Raw genomic sequence first — 16,795 nt, 5'->3', positions numbered from 1 at the left:
ACGATTATGACGCATGAAATGGTCATCTATTTGGCGACAGAGAGTGTATGGACATTATTAAAAATTTCGATGCCACTTCTTTTGATCGCCCTCGTCGTCGGACTCGTCATCTCGATTTTACAGGCGACGACTCAAATTCAAGAACAGACGCTATCGTTCGTTCCAAAGCTAGTCGCGGTCTTTATCGGGCTCGTCGTTTTCGCGCCGTGGATGCTGCAACAGATGGAAGGATTTACGCGGATGATCTTTGAACTGATGGTCGAGGTCGCCTCGAAATGAATGCGGTCGATTTCATTAGCTTATATGGATTGACGTTTGCTCGTCTATCCGGATTTTTCGTAAGTGTGCCTTTATTTTCTTCAAGGCAGCTCCCGGTCATGCACCGTGTCGCGTTTAGTGCTTTTTTAGCTTATTATGCGATGTTCACGGTAACAGAGCCGCTCGAACTTGGGCAAGCCTTCATCGTTCAAGTGCTGTACGAAGTGCTGATTGGACTTCTGCTCGGCATTTTGATCAATATCTTATTTTTTGCCCCGCAGATTGCCGGGGGAATCATCGATTTGCAGCTCGGTCTGGCGATGGCGTCAGCGTATGACCCGATGTTTGGCGGACAGTCGCCGTTGATCGGACGATTTTATTACATCTTTACGCTGTTCATCATGCTATCAAGTAATTTGCACTTACTGTTAATCGACGGTATCTATTACAGCTTTCAAATTTATCCGCCTGGTCAGCCGATGATCAACTTTAGCGAAGCATCGCTCATGATGGCCGTGAAGGTCGTCACGATGACGATGATGGTCGCATTGCAACTCGCGTTCCCGCTCATGGCATCGCTGCTTCTCGTCGACTTGGCGCTTGGCTTCTTAGCAAAATCGGCCCCGCAGTTCAACATTTTTGCCATCGGGTTCTCGTTCAAATTGATCGCCGGGTTTTCCGTGATGGTCATGATGATGGGATTGACGCTGAATGGGATCAGCCAATTCATCCCGGTGTTGCAAGAGATATTACGTGATTTTATGACGTTGTTAGGAGACGCTCAATGAAGCCTCTATACTCTTTATCGGTCGATCTTCAGTTTTTTGCAGGAGAAAAAACGGAAAAAGCAACACCTCGAAAACGAGAAGACTCGCGTAAAAAAGGACAAGTTGCGAAATCAGCCGATCTGACCGGAGCGTTCGCCTTGTTCGCGATGTTCCTCATGTTATCTTTTCTCGGACCTTTTGTCGGTCAGCAGTTGTTTGGCCTGACGAAAGAGCTACTCGGTCCAACATATTTGCTGTACGACTTATCAGAAGGCATGTCCGGGATGATGATTGATTTGGTCATTCGCGCCGGGATCATTTTAGCACCGTTCTTGATCGTTGCGGTCGTGTTCGGTATTTTAATCAACTATTTTCAAATCGGTTCACTGTTCTCAACAGAGGCGATTCAACCAAAGTTAGAGCGGATTGACCCGCTCAAAGGGGTCAAGCGCATCATCAGCATGAAAGCAGTCGTCGAATTTTTAAAGTCCTTATTCAAATTATTGATTATCCTGACGACTGCGGTCGCTATACTTTGGCAAAACCAAAAAGAATTGTCACGCATGGCCGTCGAACATGTTCGTGAATCGGTCGTCGCACTCGCTGCGATCACGATCGAACTCGGGCTGTGGGTCAGTGTCGCGTTGCTCGCGCTCGCACTGCTCGACTTCTTTTATCAACGGTTCGATTTTGAAAAGTCGATCCGTATGTCGAAACAAGACATTAAAGACGAGTATAAGAACAGTGAAGGCGACCCGCTCATCAAGTCGAAAATCAAACAACAACAACGGGAGATGGCGATGCGGCGTATGATGCAAGAGATTCCGAACGCGGACGTCGTCATCACCAACCCGACCCATTTCGCTGTCGTCATCCGTTATGACGATACGAAAGACTTTGCGCCGCTCGTCGTCGCCAAAGGGGTCGACCAAGTCGCTTTCAATATTCGTGACGTCGCAAAAGAGCACGATATCCCGATCGTGGAAAATAAACCACTGGCCCGTGCGCTCTATGCGCAGCTAGACATCGGAGAAGTCGTCGACGAGTCGTTTTATCAGGCGATCGCCGAAGTGCTGGCGTTCGTCTATCAACTGAAACAACCGTCTTGAGGAGGAGTATGCGTTGGCTGTAAAAGCTAAAGATTTCGCAGTATTGATTGGCGTTCTTATGATCGTCGTCATGCTGGTCATCCCGTTACCGGGGTTCTTACTAGATTTTCTTATCATTATAAATATATTGATCGCCCTCATGATTTTACTCGTGGCGATGAACGCCCGGGAAGCGCTTGATTTCTCTGTCTTCCCATCTCTCTTGCTGATCGTCACGCTGTTCCGTCTCGGGCTGAACGTGTCGACGACCCGCTCGATCCTCTCGACCGGATATGGTGGGGAAGTCATTGAAACGTTCGGGAACTTCGTCATCGGCGGAAACGTTCTCGTCGGATTTGTCGTATTCCTCATTCTCGTCATCATCCAATTCGTCGTCATCACGAAAGGTGCCGAACGGGTATCGGAAGTCTCGGCTCGATTCACACTCGACGCGATGCCAGGGAAACAAATGGCAATCGATGCCGATTTGAACTCTGGGTTGATCGATGACAAAGACGCCCAAATCCGCCGTAAAAAGATTCAAAGCGAGGCTGATTTTTATGGTTCGATGGACGGGGCCTCGAAATTCGTAAAAGGTGACGCCATTGCCGGAATCATTATCGTCGTCATCAACTTGATTTTCGGTATCATCATCGGCGTTGTCCAAATGGGATTACCTGTCGGTGAGTCGTTTACGACGTTCTCGCTTATGACAATCGGGGATGGGCTCGTCAGTCAGATTCCGGCCCTCCTCATTTCGACGGCGACCGGGATCATCGTCACCCGTGCCGTCTCGGACGGCAATCTCGGGGAAGACGTGGTCGACCAGCTCGGTCAAAATCCGACGTTGCTCTATATCGCGGGCACGGTCATCTTCTTGCTCGGTTTCGTGTCACCAAGTTTACTTCCAGTGACGACGCTGATCGCGGGTGCGACATTCTTCGGGGCATACTCGATGCGCCGCAGCCTGAAGCAAGCGATTGCTGAACCGCTACCGGATGAGGAACCAGCGGCACCGACCGAGACCGTCGTCTCGCTCCTGCAAATCGATGCGATCGAGTTCGAGTTCGGCTACGGGCTGATCCCACTCGCGGATGAATCGCAAGGCGGCGACCTGCTCGACCGTGTCGTCATGATCCGCCGTCAACTCGCACTCGAACTCGGATTCATCTTACCGACGGTTCGAATCCGTGACCACCTGCAACTGTCACCGAACGCTTACCGGATCAAAGTGAAAGGCAATGTCGTCGCAGAAGGTGAGTTATTACTCGATCACTACTTGGCGATGAGCCCTGGAATTGAAGACCCTGAAGTGTACGGGATTGAAACGACGGAACCGGCTTTCGGATTGCCCGCTCTCTGGATCGATGAAGAGACGCGGACGCGGGCCGAGATGAGCGGTTACACCGTCGTCGACCCACCTTCAGTCGTCGCCACGCATTTAACGGAGACGCTCAAGAAACATGCGTCCGACCTACTCGGACGGGAAGAGACGAAACAACTCGTCGAGCATTTGAAAGAGACGCATCCGGTGCTCGTCGAAGATGTGACCCCATCCGTGCTCTCGATCGGAGATATCCAAAAAGTACTTCGTCATCTATTGAAAGAGCACGTCTCGATTCGCAACTTGCCGCTCTTGTTTGAGACGATGGCCGATTATGGAAAAGTGACGAAAGACGCTGATATATTAGGCGAATACTGTCGTCAAGGACTCGCCCGACAGTTGACTGACCAAGTCAGCCCGCCGGACGGTCCACTCTACGTCGTCACACTCGGTGGGCAGACCGAGCAACTTATTCAAGACGCTGTCCAAAAAACCGAGTTTGGCAACTATTTGGCGCTCGATCCGGAGCAAGCGCGCGAAATCATCGAGCGCTCTGGCGAACAACTGTCGATGTTTGAACGCTACGGGGCTTCGGCCGTCATTCTTTGCTCGCCGACGATTCGGATATTCGTGAGACAATTGCTCGAACGGTACTATCCTGACGTTCCGGTCCTTGCGTATAACGAATTGCTCAGCTCGCTCGAAGTGAAAAGTATTGGGGTGATTTAATATGCAAATTAAAAAATATACAGGCAAGACGATGTCCGAAGTGATGGCGAAAGTGAAACAAGATCTCGGCGACGAGGCTGTCATCTTAAATTCTCGCCAAGTCAAGAAAGGATGGTTCGGGTTGTTCGCTTCACAAGAAGTTGAAGTGATTGCCGCACTCGAGAAAGCGCCGCTAACGGTCAAGCCTCGAACCGAGCCGAAACTGCAACCGAAACAAGCAAAGGCGAAGCCGATTCCTGCACCTACACCCACTCCACAACCGGTGACGCCTGTTCCTGAAAAGAGACGTTTGCCAGCGGGTCTGACCCATATCGAGTCGCTCTTAGCGTCTGAGTCGTTCACGAATGAATCGTGGGAAGAGCGAATCAACGAACTGTACTATACGACTAAATCGCTAGAGGTCGTCGAGCAATACGTCTATGACCAGATCCGCAGTTCCTTTTTACCGGTCCCGGATGCGTTGCGCTACGTCATGCTCGTCGGTCCGACCGGTGTCGGCAAGACGACGACGCTCGCGAAGCTTGCCGCCCACTATAAGCTCGACCAAGGGATGTCGGTCGGTTTGATTACGACCGACACGTACCGGATCGCAGCGATCGAACAGCTGAAGACGTACGCCGAGATTTTAAATATCCCCGTCGAGGTCGCCTATGACTTTGACGACTTTAAACGGGCAAAACAACTGTTTGCAAGAAAAGATATCGTCTTGATCGATACGGCCGGACGCAATTTCCGCGATGAGGCGTACGTCGAACAGTTTCATAACCATCACGACTTCTCGGAGACGAGCTTGTCACTCGTGCTCAGTCTGACGTCGAAAATGAAAGACATGGATTTGATTTACCGACAGTTTGAAAAGTTGCCGCTCCGGTCGCTCATCTTCACGAAAGCGGATGAGACGAGTGATATCCACGCGATGTATCGGATGGTGCGCGAGAGCGGACTCCCCGTCGCTTGGCTGACAGACGGCCAGGAAGTGCCGGACGATATGGTCGCCGGCGACCCAGACATCTTGACGCAAAAGATGCTTGAGAAGGAAGGGTGGACACGATGGACCAAGCAAGGCGTTTAAGAGCGAAGACGGATGTCGCACCAACGACAATCGCGTTCGCGAGCGGAAAAGGCGGTGTCGGCAAGACGAACGTCTGCGTGAACACCGCAATCGGGCTCGTCGAACTCGGAAAGCGTGTCTTGATCGTCGATCTCGACATCGGGATGGCGAACGTGCACATTCTTTTGAATGCGGCGCAGTCTAAAACGATGGTCGATTCTGTGAAAACTCGGACTCCGCTTGCGTCTTCGGTTCAGAAAGACGTGCACGGTGTCGATATATTACATGGAGGAAGTGGACTTGACACATTAGTTCAATTCTCAGAAGCAGACATGCAATTTTTAATGCGTGAACTTGAAGTGCTGACGACTTATGATTACGTACTGTTTGACATGGGAGCAGGAGCAACGGACACATCGTTACGATTCATTGAAGGATGTGACGAGATGTTTCTCATCCTGACCCCAGAACCGACATCGCTGATGGATGGTTACGCGTATACGAAACTCGTGCATCGTCAAAGTCCGGATTTACCGATCGGGGTCATTGTCAATCGGGCGCAGTCGGGGGAAGAAGCACTCCAGTGTTACGAACGGATGGAAGTCGCATGCCGACAGTTTTTGAATAAACCGATTCGGTTCCTTGGTTTTTTACCAGATGACGCTTCTGTAAGGAAAGCGGTCATCGCCCAAGTCCCGTTTTACCAATTTGACCGAAAGAGTGATATTAGCTGGCGGCTCGAGCGTATTTTGACAACGCTTACCGGAACACCACCGAAGCCACGGCACTTCATGGATCGGTTGATTGGGAATTTGCGGCAACAGTGGAAGCGAGTCTAACGACAGGGAGGCAATATAGATGGACGTGAACGAATACTTAGGGTTGTTTTTGGATGAGTCACAAGAGCATATCCAATCGGTCAACACACAGTTGATGAAATTTGAGCAGACGGCTAGCGCTGAAGCGGTTCAAGAGATTTTCCGTTCGGCCCATACGCTCAAAGGGATGTCGGCGACGATGGGTTACGAAAGCGTGGCCAATTTGACACACGAGATGGAGAGTGCCCTTGACCTTGTCCGGTCAGGCAAAAAAGAGAGCAACCAATTGTTGCTTGATACGATGTTTATCGCGATGGAACAGATTGAAGCGATGATTGCCGACATCGAGACGGGTGGAACTGGTACGAACGTCGACGTCAAAGCGACGGTTTCGGCATTCCAGTCGTTTATCGGAGGTAAGGAACAAACAATCGCTGCGGCGGAAGAGTCGTCGGTGTTTACTGTCGACTTGTATGCGGATTCGGTCATCGAACAAGCGAAACAGACCGGTTTTGAGGCGTTCCAACTTCATGTTAAGTTATCGGATGCCGTCGTCTTAAAAGCAGCCCGGGCTTACATGGTGTTTGATCGGCTCCAAGAGCTCGGTGAAGTCGTCCGGACCCACCCTGAAACGGAAGCGATTGAGCAAGAACAGTTCGACTTGTCGTTTGACGTCTTGTTCTTGTCACAAGAGACGGCTGCAGTCATCGAACACGCCGTCTCGCAAGTGTCGGAAGTTGAAACAGTCCACGTCTCGGTATTTACGAGCGTGAGCGAGAGCGAGCCGGAAATTGCTGTGAGTGCAGAAGCGGTAGCAGTGCAAGAAATAAAACCGAAAGCGCAAGAAGCAGAAGAACCGAAAGAACAAGCTGTCGCTCAAGCGAAGACGATTCGTGTCAATTTAGAACGGATCGATCGTCTCATGAACTTGTTTGAAGAATTCATCATCGACCGCGGCCGACTCGAACGCCTTGCCGACGAGGTCGGACAGCCTGAACTCAACGAGACGGTCGAGAAAATCAAACGTGGCACGAACGAACTGCAATCACTCGTGTTGACGTTACGGATGATGCCAATCGAGCAAGTGTTCAACCGGTTCCCACGGATGGTCCGCTCGGTCGCGAAAGACATTCATAAAAAAGTTCAACTCGATATCTCAGGAGCTGACACGGAACTCGACCGGACCGTAATCGATGAGATCGGTGATCCGCTCGTTCACTTGATTCGCAACGCGATCGATCATGGCATCGAGCTTCCTGACAAACGCGTCCAAGCCGGCAAACCGGAACAAGGGCGACTCGCCCTCCGTGCTTACCATGGCGGTAACCGTGTCTTCATCGAGATCGAAGATGATGGAGCGGGAATCAATGTCGATAAAGTTCGGTCGAAAGCGCTCGAACGTGGTGTCATCACGACCGAAGAAGCGGCGTCGATGACAGACAACGAGCTCGCGATGCTCATCTTTGCACCGGGCTTCTCAACGGCAGACGTTGTCACAGACTTATCAGGTCGTGGCGTCGGACTCGACGTCGTCAAAAATAAAATCGAATCGCTCGGTGGTGTCGTCACGCTCGAGACCGTGGTCGGACAAGGAACCAAGTTCCAAGTCAGTCTACCGCTCACGTTATCAATCATCTCAGCGATGCTCGTCCAAGCGGGTGATGAGACGTATGCCATCCCGTTGTCATCGATTCTCGAGACGACATTGCTCGATGAAGCCAACATCCTGACGGCCCATCGCGAACGTGTCTTCGATTTCCGCGGACAACTCGTCCCGCTCGTTTATTTAAAAGAAATTTTCGGGATCGATTCGGAAACAAAATCACAGTTCCCGGTCGTCGTCGTGCGTAAAGGTAATAAACTCGTCGGAGTCGTCGTGAACGACTTGATTGGTCAACAAGAGATTGTCATGAAGCCACTCGGGACGTATCTCGAAGGCATTCCGGCTATTTCGGGGGCAACGATTCTCGGAGATGGACGGGTCGCTCTCATCGTAGACAGCAACGATCTCTTTTAAGGAGGAAGAAAGATGGAACAAAAATGGGTAGTGTTTTCACTCGCATCGAACACGTACGGAATCGATGTCCAATCAGTCCGTTCGATTGAACGGTTACAACCTGTCACCCGGGTGCCGAACGCACCAACACACGTGAAGGGTGTCATCAACCTCCGTGGTGTGGTCACACCGGTCATCGACCTCAGGCTTCGCCTCGGTTATGAAGAAATCGCACCGACAGACGAGACACGGATTTTGATCGCTTCTTTGAATCAAGGCGATGCTGGTTTTATCGTCGATCGTGCCAACGAAGTCGTCGAGAGCGATGAAGTCCGGATCGAACCGATTCCGGATTCGAGCCACGAGATGCACTCGGCACACTTGACGGCGATCGCTAAAGGTGAGGACAAGCTGTTCTCGCTTCTCGATGCGAACGCGTTGTTCGAGGACCAACATGCTGAGTGAATTTGAACAAGATTTGTTAAAAGAACTTGGGAACATTGGTTCTGGACATGCGGCGACCGCGCTCTCGACACTGCTCGCCAAGCCGGTCAACATCACGGTATCGTCTGCTGAAATGGAACCGATCACATATTTACCGGACCGCGTCGGTGGTCCGGAGCGCCATGTGGCCTCTGTCCTGTTAGAGCTTGGGGGCGAGATCAGTGGCATGATCCTGATCATGTTCCCGGTGGATGATGCGGAGAGTATGGTGGCTTCGCTGATCGGCTCACCGTTCACGTTCCAATCGAACAACGAGCTCGGTCAATCGGCGTGGGAAGAGATCGGTAACATTATGAGCGGGGCTTACGCGCGAGCGTTAGGCGACTGGCTCAATACGCCGATTATGATTCAAGTGCCGGCGACCGCGATTGATATGGCCGGATCGATCGTCGAGTTTGTCGTCACGTCCGTTCAACCGGAAGAAGATGCCGCGCTCTATATCGACACGACGTTCATGATTGACGAGAAGGTGAGTGCCGGGCATGTGCTCTTCTTACCGACGCACGGCTCGCTAGATCGGATTCAACGAAGGTTGCTTGGCCATGGCTGAAGTTCTTAAAATCGGGATTGCCGAGTGGAAGCAAACGACAGCACCGAACCGGCTCCGCACGGCGGGACTCGGCTCATGCGTCGGTGTCATCTTGTATGATGCCCGGATGCAAGTGGCGGCGATGGCACACGTCATGCTTCCAGATTCGGCGATCGCAAGGAAACACCAGACGATCGAAGTCGGGAAATATGCGGATACGGCCATCGATGCTCTTGTCGAGTCACTCAAACGGGCCGGGGCAGGACGCCTGCAAGCCAAGATGGCCGGTGGGGCCCAAATGTTTCAATTCAAATATGAGAACGCGGCGATGCGAATCGGGGAACGAAATGCCGAAGCAATCCGCATCGCTTTAAAAGCACATCACATCCCGCTAATCGCCGAGGATTGTGGTGGGCATAACGGACGAACGATTGAATTTGACGTGGCAACATGCGTCTTATCGATTCGGACAGTGAGTATCGGAACAAAAGAACTATAAGGGGGGATCGACATGACGACTCAGCTTACCCAGTTGTGGGATCGTTGGAATACTGACCGCGATATGGATACGGCAAATGAATTATTATCACATTATGAATTTCTGATCCATTATCACGTGCAACGAATGATCGTGACGCTCCCAAAGAGCGTCGAACGCGACGAATTGAAAAGTTTGGGTTACATGGGATTGTACGATGCCCTCATGAAATATGATCCGGAACATAATAATAAATTCGATACGTATGCAGCTTTTCGGATTCGGGGTGCCATTATCGACGGACTTCGAAAAATCGATTGGCTGCCGCGCTCGGTACGAGAGCGCGTGAAGAAGATTGACCATGTCGCCGAACAACTCGAGCAAAAGCTGCACCGTGCCCCGACGAAAGAAGAATTGGCCGACGCGTGCGCGCTTCCGATCGCTGATATCGAAAAGGCGATGGCGGAAGGGTATTTCGCGAACATGTTGTCGATTGACGAGGCGGTGACGCTCCAAGAAGAAGGAAAAGTCATGTCGGTCACGTACTTTGACCCCGATTCGGAAAAACCGGAAGACACGTTGTTGCAACGCGAGTTAGTCGACGTGCTGACGACCGAGATTGATCATCTGTCTGAAAAAGAACGTCTTGTCGTCTCGTTATTTTATTTTGACGAGTTGACATTGACGGAGATTGGGGAAGTGTTAGAATTATCGACTTCCCGCATCTCACAGATTCATTCGAAGGCGTTAAAGACACTCAAACAGGCGCTAGGCCGCTCGTATCTAGAAGAGAAGACATCGTGAGGAGGTGAAGGGATGACTTTTGTGTTGATGATCGCGGGGATCGTGATTGCCTATGGTCTATTGATCGGGTTCCGGCAGATCCAAACATTGAACGAACGCGTCAATCGGCTCGAAAGCGAGAAACGCGAGACAGAGGCGTTGCTCTTGTCATTCATGGAATCGATGAGCGATGTTGTGAAAAACGACGCGCCTGAATCGTCAAAACCGACCTCGGCTGAAATCGCCGAGACAGAAACTGAAACGTCTGAAGACGGCGCGGTTAACCCGAGCGTCGAAGAGGTGTTGCTCCGTCATTCAGTCCGCGACACGGCACGTCTCCTCGGAAAAGGGGAAGGCGAAGTGGCGCTTTATGCGAAACTTCGACAAAAGTGAGAGTTGCCGGATTCGGCGACATGTGCTATAGTAATTTTCGGTGTTAAACACATCACACACGTCTCGGGATGGTATTCCTCGGTGCCGAAAGGTCGGAGTACAACGATGAACGAGGCGGAGGACTTTTTTAAACCACAAGGAGGAAATTTATCATGGCAGTAATCTCAATGAAGCAATTGCTCGAAGCTGGTGTACACTTCGGTCACCAGACACGTCGTTGGAACCCAAAAATGGCGAAATACATCTTCACGGAGCGTAACGGAATCTACATCATCGACCTTCAAAAGACGGTTAAAAAAGTAGACGAAGCTTACAACTTCGTTCGTGAACTCGCGGCAGAAGGCGGAAACGTCCTCTTCGTAGGTACGAAAAAACAAGCTCAAGATACAATCAAAGAAGAAGCACTCCGTTCAGGTATGTACTTCATCAATGAGCGTTGGTTGGGTGGAACACTCACAAACTTCTCAACAATCAAAAAGCGTATTAACCGCTTGAAGCAACTTGAGAAAATGGAAGCTGACGGCACGTTCGAAGTACTTCCTAAAAAAGAAGTCATCATCTTGAAAAAAGAAATGACACGTCTTGAGAAGTTCCTCGGCGGAATCAAAGATATGCCAGGCGTTCCTGACGCTCTCTTCATCGTTGACCCACGCAAAGAGCGGATCGCGATTGCAGAAGCTCACAAATTGAACATCCCAATCGTTGCGATTGTCGATACAAACTGTGACCCAGATGAAATCGACTACGTTATCCCAGCGAACGACGATGCAATTCGTGCGGTTAAATTGCTCACTTCTAAGATGGCTGATGCGATCATCGAAGCGAAGCAAGGCGAAGAAGAAGTTGCTGAAGAAGCTGTAGCTCCAGAAGCTGAAGCTACAGAAGCTGAGTAATCAGTTAGACAACAGGTGATAAAGGGAAAGCCTTTTATCACCTTTTTTTAGGAAATAGTCTATTCGAAGCCTAGTGCTTTTATTTTAAAAAAATGTAAGTTTTACAAGGAGGAATTTCCGATGGCAGTTACAGCAGCAATGGTAAAAGAACTTCGTGAAAAAACAGGAGCAGGTATGCTCGATTGCAAAAAAGCACTCGTGGAAACAGACGGTGACATGCAAGCGGCAATCGACTTCCTTCGTGAAAAAGGGATTGCTAAAGCAGCAGCTAAAGGCGATCGTATCGCAGCTGAAGGCTTGACAGCAGTAGCGGTTGAAGGCAACAAAGCTGCTCTCGTCGAAGTCAACTCAGAGACGGACTTCGTTTCTAAAAACGAGAAGTTCCAAACACTCGTAAGCGATGTGGCGAAAGCGGTTCTCGCTTCAGGTGCGACAACAGTTGAAGCAGCACTTTCTGCTGAATTCGTGGCTGGTAAAACGCTTGAGATTCACATTCAAGAAGAAGCATCGACAATCGGAGAGAAAATCTCGCTCCGTCGCATCGCTGTTCTTGAAAAAGCGGACGACGCTGTATTCGGCACTTACCTTCACATGGGCGGACGCATCGGTTCGGTCGTCGTCATCGACGGCACGACAGATGAGTCAGTAGCGAAAGATGTAGCTATGCACGTAGCAGCAGCTAACCCACTTTACGCGACACGTGACGAAGTCTCGGCTGAAGAAGCAGAGCGCGAGAAGAAAGTCTTGACTGAACAAGCAATCAACGAAGGCAAACCTGCTAACATCGTCGAGAAGATGATCGCGGGACGCATGAACAAGTACTTCGAAGAAATCTGCCTCGTCGACCAAACGTTCGTCAAAGACGCTGACTTCAAAGTTGGAAAATACGTAGAGTCTAAAGGCGGCCGTATCAACTCGTTCGTACGTTTCGAAGTTGGAGAAGGTATGGAAAAACGCGAAGAAAACTTTGCTGAAGAAGTAATGAACCAACTTAAAAAATAATCTGCGTCATGTATGATGATGCAATTAAAATTGGGAACACGTCTGTATAACCTTGAGTTAGTTCGTTAAGGGAGCGTGTTCCCTTTTTTCAAGCATGAGGAGGCAAAGTATGGAACCGAAATATAAGAGAATTGTGTTAAAATTGAGTGGAGAAGCGCTCGCAGGAGATCAAGGATACGGAATCGATCCGGCAATCGTCAACTCGATTTCTGGACAGATTAAAGAGTTAGTCGCCATGGGCGTCGAAGTAGCGGTCGTCGTAGGTGCCGGAAACATCTGGCGCGGAAAGACGGGAAGCGAACTCGGTATGGACCGGGCCAATGCCGATTATATGGGCATGCTCGCAACTGTACTTAACTCGCTTGCACTTCAAGACAGCCTCGAAACACACGGTGTCCAAACCCGCGTCCAAACATCAATCGAAATGCGTCAAGTTGCTGAACCGTATATCCGCCGCCGGGCGATGCGCCACCTTGAAAAAGGCCGGGTCGTCATCTTTGCAGCAGGGACGGGTAACCCATACTTCTCGACAGATACGACAGCAGCGCTCCGGGCAGCCGAGATCGAAGCTGACGTCATCTTAATGGGGAAAAACAACGTCGATGGCGTCTACTCGGCAGACCCGAAACTTGTCCCGGATGCGGTCAAATACGAGTCACTCACATACTTGGACGTCTTAAAAGACGGTCTCCAAGTCATGGACTCGACAGCGACGTCACTATGCATGGACAACCATATTCCGCTGATTGTATTCTCATTGCTTGAAGAAGGAAATATCAAACGTGTCGTTCTCGGGGAACATATCGGGACGGTAGTGGGAGGAATCAATTCATGAGTGCAAACGAAGTTATGAAAACGGCTGAAGAAAAGATGGTTAAAGCCCATACATCATTAAAACGTGATTTTGGGACGCTCCGCACCGGACGCGCCAGTGCATCGATTTTGGACCCGGTCCAAGTCGACTACTACGGTGTGCCAACGCCGCTCAACCAAGTAGCGAACATCAACACGCCGGAAGCTCGTCTTTTGTTGATCCAACCTTGGGACAAGTCGCTCGTAACGGAAGTCGAGAAAGCGATTCAAAGAGCGGATCTCGGTCTGTCGCCATCTTCGGACGGGACAGTCATCCGTTTAGCAATCCCTGCCTTGACGGAAGAGCGCCGGAAAGAACTCGTTAAAATCACGAAGAAGTATGCGGAAGAAGCGAAAGTTGCGGTTCGTAACGTTCGTCGTGACGCGAACGAGAACTTGAAGAAGCTTGAAAAAGATGGTGATTTGACAGAAGACGACCTCCGCGGTTACGCGGACGACGTTCAAACGTTAACGGATTCTTACATCAAAAAGATTGATGAGTCTGCAGCGGTCAAAGAAAAAGAGATCATGGAAGTATAATCACGGAAGTGGTATACCAAAAAGCTGTGTGGGGACCCTTTTACTGAAAGGGTCCCTCTTTCATACAATCAGGAGGATAGACTATGTTTAAATGGGTGAATCCTAAAACGAAGACTGAGGCGGAATTGAGCATCCCCGAACATGTCGCCATCATCATGGACGGAAACGGCCGTTGGGCGAAGAAACGCGGGCTCCCGCGCATCATGGGTCACCGGGAAGGGATGAAATCGGTCCGTGAATCAGTCCGGACGGCTCAAGAGCTCGGCATCAAGTCGCTGACGCTTTACGCGTTCTCGACTGAAAACTGGACGCGTCCAGAAGAAGAAGTCAATTTTTTGATGAAGTTGCCGAAGCAATTTTTAGAGACCGACTTAAAAGAACTCGACGAACAAAACGTCAGAGTGCTCGTTGCCGGTGACGTGTCGAAACTACCGCGTGGAACACGCGAGGCGGTCGAGGAAGCGCGCACGCGTACCGCGACGAACACGGGGTTAGACCTCGTCTTCGCGTTGAACTATGGCGGCCGTGACGAACTCATCCAAGCAATGCGTGACATTGCGCGCGACGTGTCGGCCGGACAAATCAATCCAGATGAGATCGACGAGTCGATGATCGGAGAGCGGCTCATGACGAATATGCAAGATGTCGATTTGATCATTCGGACGAGCGGTGAACAACGGTTATCGAACTTCCTGCTCTGGCAAGGGGCGTATGCCGAACTCCACTTCACAGACGTATTGTGGCCCGAGTTCAAACGTGAGCACTTCGTCGAAGCAATCGAAGCGTACAATACACGTACGCGTCGGTTTGGTGGAGTGTAATATGAAAACACGAATTATTACCGGACTTTGGGCCGGCGCCATCTTTGTCAGCTTGATCGCCCTTGGCGGCAGCCCGTTCGTCATCTTGATGGGCGTGCTCGCTTTGATCGGTTTGAGCGAGTTTACGATGATGCGTGAACATAAGCTGACAGCGTTCCCGTTCCTCGTGACATCGTTGCTCGTAGCGTTCCCGTTCGTCATGATGCTCTTAGAACGGCAGTTGTTGACGAGTGAACTTCCGATTTCGACGAGTCAATGGATGGTGCTCGGGTTAATGCTGCTTCTCTTTTGGACGGTCGTCACGAAAAACCGTTTCACATATGAAGATGCGAGTTTTTATTTCGTCTCGGCTGTTTATCTCGTCATCGGGTTTTCAAGCTTTGCCCTCGTCCGTCTGTCTGAAGACGGGCTGGCGAAAGTATTGCTCGTCTTATTTATCATTTGGGCGACCGACTCGGGTGCGTATTTCACGGGGAAAGCAATCGGCAAGACGAAACTGTGGCCCTCGATCAGCCCGAACAAGACGATCGAAGGAGCTGTCGGCGGTATTGTTTCAGCTGTGGTCGTCGGTGTCGTCTATGTCTTGATTGAACCGGTCCTACCGCTCGTCGAAGTGCTCGTCTTAGCGGTTGTCGTTTCTGTCGTCGGCCAGCTCGGTGATTTGGTACAATCAGCGTACAAACGTCAGTTTGGCGTAAAAGATTCTGGACATCTATTACCGGGACATGGTGGCATTTTAGACCGATTTGATAGTATGATCGCGGTATTCACCGTCATTTGGATTTTCAATTTGTTGTAAAAGGAGTGTCAAGATGAAGCGAATCAGCTTAATCGGGGCGACTGGTTCGATCGGCGTACAGACGTGCGACGTGATCGAGCAGCACCCCGACTTGTTTGAACTTGAGGCGTACGCGTTCGGAACGAACGTCGAGGTAGCCGAGGAATGGATCAATCGCCTTCGCCCGAAATACGTATCAGCCAAAACGATCGAGGTACTCGAACAGCTCAAGCCACGCCTTACATACGAACCACTCTTTTTTATCGGACTCGAAGGGTTGATCGAATGTGCGACCGCTGAGCGGGCCGATGTGGTCGTCACGGCCGTCGTCGGGGCAGTCGGCTTAGAGCCGACGCTTGCCGCCATTAAAGCCGGTAAAGATATCGCCTTGGCGAACAAAGAAACGCTCGTCACAGCCGGACATCTCGTCATGGCCGCCGTCAAAGAGCACGGCGTCAGTTTGCTTCCAGTCGACAGTGAACACTCGGCCATCTATCAATGCCTGAACGGAGAACGTCGCGAGGACGTTTCAAAAATCATTTTGACGGCCTCGGGCGGAAGTTTCCGTGATCAGACACGCGCTGAATTAGCGAGCGTGACCGTCGAAGAAGCGCTCAATCATCCGAACTGGTCGATGGGTGCAAAAATCACAATCGATTCGGCGACGATGTTCAACAAAGGGCTCGAAGTCATCGAAGCGCACTGGTTGTTCGATATCGATTATAATGATATTGAAGTGGTGCTCCATCGGGAGTCGATCATTCACTCGATGGTCGAGTTTAAAGACGCCGCAGTCATGGCGCAACTCGGAAACCCCGATATGCGGGGACCGATCCTCTATGCGCTCTCTACCCCGAAACGGCTTGAAATCGAAGGGAACAAGCGGTTAAACTTGAGAGAAATCGGGACGCTCCATTTTGCGGAAGCCGATTTAGATCGCTATCCGGCTCTTCGACTAGCGTATGAAGCAGGTCGTCAAGGTGGTTCAATGCCAACTGTGTTGAATGCGGCTAACGAAACGGCTGTCGATTTGTTCTTGAACGGAAAGATTGCGTTCGTCGAGATTGAATCGATCGTCGCGCAAGCGATGGATGCACATACAGTCATTGTAGAACCGACGCTTGAGCAGATCCTTCAAGTCGATCAATCGGTTCGTGAACAAATTCAGCAACGAAAGTGAAGGTGGGAAAT

19 protein-coding genes are annotated in these 16,795 nt (G+C 50.6%); all 19 read left to right on the top strand.

The features are described 5' to 3' along the window. Positions 1-6: 6 nt before the first annotated feature. Positions 7-279 carry a flagellar biosynthesis protein FliQ gene (fliQ, locus tag EVJ21_RS02310; RefSeq protein ID WP_070327486.1) on the top strand — a complete coding sequence of 91 codons (273 nt, stop codon included), beginning with the start codon at positions 7-9 and terminating at the stop codon, positions 277-279. Continuing rightward, the gene (fliR, locus tag EVJ21_RS02305; RefSeq protein WP_070327485.1) at positions 276-1,046 is read left to right on the top strand and encodes a flagellar biosynthetic protein FliR; all 771 of its coding nucleotides are present in this window, start codon (positions 276-278) and stop codon (positions 1,044-1,046) included. Before fliQ ends, fliR begins: the two co-directional genes overlap by 4 nt. Further along, positions 1,043-2,134, top strand: a complete 1,092-nt coding sequence (flhB, locus tag EVJ21_RS02300) for a flagellar biosynthesis protein FlhB (RefSeq protein ID WP_131465277.1) — start codon at positions 1,043-1,045, stop codon at positions 2,132-2,134. The genes fliR and flhB overlap by 4 nt, the downstream gene beginning before the upstream one ends. Positions 2,135-2,147: 13 nt before the next feature. Beyond that, a complete protein-coding gene (flhA, locus tag EVJ21_RS02295) occupies positions 2,148-4,166 on the top strand; it encodes a flagellar biosynthesis protein FlhA (RefSeq protein WP_255569991.1) in 2,019 nt (672 codons plus the stop codon). Position 4,167: 1 nt separating this feature from the next. Beyond that, entirely contained in the window at positions 4,168-5,238 is a 1,071-nt protein-coding gene (locus tag EVJ21_RS02290; RefSeq protein ID WP_131489838.1) for a flagellar biosynthesis protein FlhF, read from the top strand. Further along, complete coding sequence (locus tag EVJ21_RS02285) at positions 5,217-6,056, top strand: MinD/ParA family protein (protein ID WP_070327481.1); 840 nt, start codon at positions 5,217-5,219, stop codon at positions 6,054-6,056. Before EVJ21_RS02290 ends, EVJ21_RS02285 begins: the two co-directional genes overlap by 22 nt. Before the next feature lie 19 nt (positions 6,057-6,075). Continuing rightward, positions 6,076-8,052 carry a chemotaxis protein CheA gene (locus EVJ21_RS02280; RefSeq protein ID WP_131465273.1) on the top strand — a complete coding sequence of 659 codons (1,977 nt, stop codon included), beginning with the start codon at positions 6,076-6,078 and terminating at the stop codon, positions 8,050-8,052. A gap of 12 nt (positions 8,053-8,064) precedes the next feature. Next, complete coding sequence (locus EVJ21_RS02275) at positions 8,065-8,496, top strand: chemotaxis protein CheW (protein WP_016508282.1); 432 nt, start codon at positions 8,065-8,067, stop codon at positions 8,494-8,496. Beyond that, the gene (locus tag EVJ21_RS02270) at positions 8,486-9,085 is read left to right on the top strand and encodes a chemotaxis protein CheC (RefSeq protein WP_070327478.1); all 600 of its coding nucleotides are present in this window, start codon (positions 8,486-8,488) and stop codon (positions 9,083-9,085) included. The genes EVJ21_RS02275 and EVJ21_RS02270 overlap by 11 nt, the downstream gene beginning before the upstream one ends. Next, positions 9,078-9,563 (top strand): chemotaxis protein CheD, encoded by a 486-nt coding sequence (locus EVJ21_RS02265; protein ID WP_131440252.1) that lies wholly within the window; start codon positions 9,078-9,080, stop codon positions 9,561-9,563. Before EVJ21_RS02270 ends, EVJ21_RS02265 begins: the two co-directional genes overlap by 8 nt. 12 nt (positions 9,564-9,575) lie before the next feature. Next, positions 9,576-10,346: a FliA/WhiG family RNA polymerase sigma factor gene (locus EVJ21_RS02260; protein ID WP_035385905.1), complete on the top strand. Its 771-nt coding sequence runs from the start codon at positions 9,576-9,578 to the stop codon at positions 10,344-10,346. Between the two features lie 12 nt (positions 10,347-10,358). Continuing rightward, a complete protein-coding gene (locus EVJ21_RS02255; protein ID WP_131489837.1) occupies positions 10,359-10,718 on the top strand; it encodes a hypothetical protein in 360 nt (119 codons plus the stop codon). 152 nt (positions 10,719-10,870) lie between these two features. Continuing rightward, entirely contained in the window at positions 10,871-11,611 is a 741-nt protein-coding gene (gene rpsB / locus EVJ21_RS02250; protein WP_021067146.1) for a 30S ribosomal protein S2, read from the top strand. Between the two features lie 120 nt (positions 11,612-11,731). Continuing rightward, on the top strand, positions 11,732-12,613 hold the full coding sequence (gene tsf / locus EVJ21_RS02245) for a translation elongation factor Ts (RefSeq protein WP_070327475.1): 882 nt from the start codon (positions 11,732-11,734) through the stop codon (positions 12,611-12,613). A gap of 109 nt (positions 12,614-12,722) precedes the next feature. Beyond that, positions 12,723-13,448 carry a UMP kinase gene (gene pyrH, locus EVJ21_RS02240; protein WP_071399619.1) on the top strand — a complete coding sequence of 242 codons (726 nt, stop codon included), beginning with the start codon at positions 12,723-12,725 and terminating at the stop codon, positions 13,446-13,448. Next, positions 13,445-14,005 carry a ribosome recycling factor gene (frr, locus tag EVJ21_RS02235; protein WP_035385902.1) on the top strand — a complete coding sequence of 187 codons (561 nt, stop codon included), beginning with the start codon at positions 13,445-13,447 and terminating at the stop codon, positions 14,003-14,005. The genes pyrH and frr overlap by 4 nt, the downstream gene beginning before the upstream one ends. Before the next feature lie 83 nt (positions 14,006-14,088). Next, positions 14,089-14,826 (top strand): undecaprenyl pyrophosphate synthase, encoded by a 738-nt coding sequence (locus tag EVJ21_RS02230; RefSeq protein ID WP_131489836.1) that lies wholly within the window; start codon positions 14,089-14,091, stop codon positions 14,824-14,826. 1 nt (position 14,827) lies between these two features. Continuing rightward, on the top strand, positions 14,828-15,625 hold the full coding sequence (locus EVJ21_RS02225; RefSeq protein WP_070327472.1) for a phosphatidate cytidylyltransferase: 798 nt from the start codon (positions 14,828-14,830) through the stop codon (positions 15,623-15,625). A 13-nt stretch (positions 15,626-15,638) separates the two neighbouring features. Next, on the top strand, positions 15,639-16,784 hold the full coding sequence (locus tag EVJ21_RS02220) for a 1-deoxy-D-xylulose-5-phosphate reductoisomerase (RefSeq protein WP_131440242.1): 1,146 nt from the start codon (positions 15,639-15,641) through the stop codon (positions 16,782-16,784). The last annotated feature ends 11 nt before the right edge of the window (positions 16,785-16,795 follow it).

This window comes from Exiguobacterium sp. SH0S2 (assembly GCF_004337185.1).
In the GTDB taxonomy this organism is placed as follows: domain Bacteria; phylum Bacillota; class Bacilli; order Exiguobacteriales; family Exiguobacteriaceae; genus Exiguobacterium; species Exiguobacterium aurantiacum_A.
The sequence above is the reverse complement of the archived record's forward strand: the minus strand, read 5'-3'. Positions and strand labels throughout refer to the sequence as shown.

What these genes read in the sequence shown, in the direction of transcription:
- fliQ (WP_070327486.1), top strand. Translation starts at nt 7, where the DNA reads ATGACGCATGAAATGGTCATCTATTTGGCGACAGAGAGTGTATGGACA.
- fliR (WP_070327485.1), top strand. Translation starts at nt 276, where the DNA reads ATGAATGCGGTCGATTTCATTAGCTTATATGGATTGACGTTTGCTCGT.
- flhB (WP_131465277.1), top strand. Translation starts at nt 1,043, where the DNA reads ATGAAGCCTCTATACTCTTTATCGGTCGATCTTCAGTTTTTTGCAGGA.
- EVJ21_RS02290 (WP_131489838.1), top strand. Translation starts at nt 4,168, where the DNA reads ATGCAAATTAAAAAATATACAGGCAAGACGATGTCCGAAGTGATGGCG.
- EVJ21_RS02285 (WP_070327481.1), top strand. Translation starts at nt 5,217, where the DNA reads ATGGACCAAGCAAGGCGTTTAAGAGCGAAGACGGATGTCGCACCAACG.
- EVJ21_RS02280 (WP_131465273.1), top strand. Translation starts at nt 6,076, where the DNA reads ATGGACGTGAACGAATACTTAGGGTTGTTTTTGGATGAGTCACAAGAG.
- EVJ21_RS02275 (WP_016508282.1), top strand. Translation starts at nt 8,065, where the DNA reads ATGGAACAAAAATGGGTAGTGTTTTCACTCGCATCGAACACGTACGGA.
- EVJ21_RS02270 (WP_070327478.1), top strand. Translation starts at nt 8,486, where the DNA reads ATGCTGAGTGAATTTGAACAAGATTTGTTAAAAGAACTTGGGAACATT.
- EVJ21_RS02265 (WP_131440252.1), top strand. Translation starts at nt 9,078, where the DNA reads ATGGCTGAAGTTCTTAAAATCGGGATTGCCGAGTGGAAGCAAACGACA.
- EVJ21_RS02260 (WP_035385905.1), top strand. Translation starts at nt 9,576, where the DNA reads ATGACGACTCAGCTTACCCAGTTGTGGGATCGTTGGAATACTGACCGC.
- EVJ21_RS02255 (WP_131489837.1), top strand. Translation starts at nt 10,359, where the DNA reads ATGACTTTTGTGTTGATGATCGCGGGGATCGTGATTGCCTATGGTCTA.
- rpsB (WP_021067146.1), top strand. Translation starts at nt 10,871, where the DNA reads ATGGCAGTAATCTCAATGAAGCAATTGCTCGAAGCTGGTGTACACTTC.
- tsf (WP_070327475.1), top strand. Translation starts at nt 11,732, where the DNA reads ATGGCAGTTACAGCAGCAATGGTAAAAGAACTTCGTGAAAAAACAGGA.
- pyrH (WP_071399619.1), top strand. Translation starts at nt 12,723, where the DNA reads ATGGAACCGAAATATAAGAGAATTGTGTTAAAATTGAGTGGAGAAGCG.
- frr (WP_035385902.1), top strand. Translation starts at nt 13,445, where the DNA reads ATGAGTGCAAACGAAGTTATGAAAACGGCTGAAGAAAAGATGGTTAAA.
- EVJ21_RS02230 (WP_131489836.1), top strand. Translation starts at nt 14,089, where the DNA reads ATGTTTAAATGGGTGAATCCTAAAACGAAGACTGAGGCGGAATTGAGC.
- EVJ21_RS02225 (WP_070327472.1), top strand. Translation starts at nt 14,828, where the DNA reads ATGAAAACACGAATTATTACCGGACTTTGGGCCGGCGCCATCTTTGTC.
- EVJ21_RS02220 (WP_131440242.1), top strand. Translation starts at nt 15,639, where the DNA reads ATGAAGCGAATCAGCTTAATCGGGGCGACTGGTTCGATCGGCGTACAG.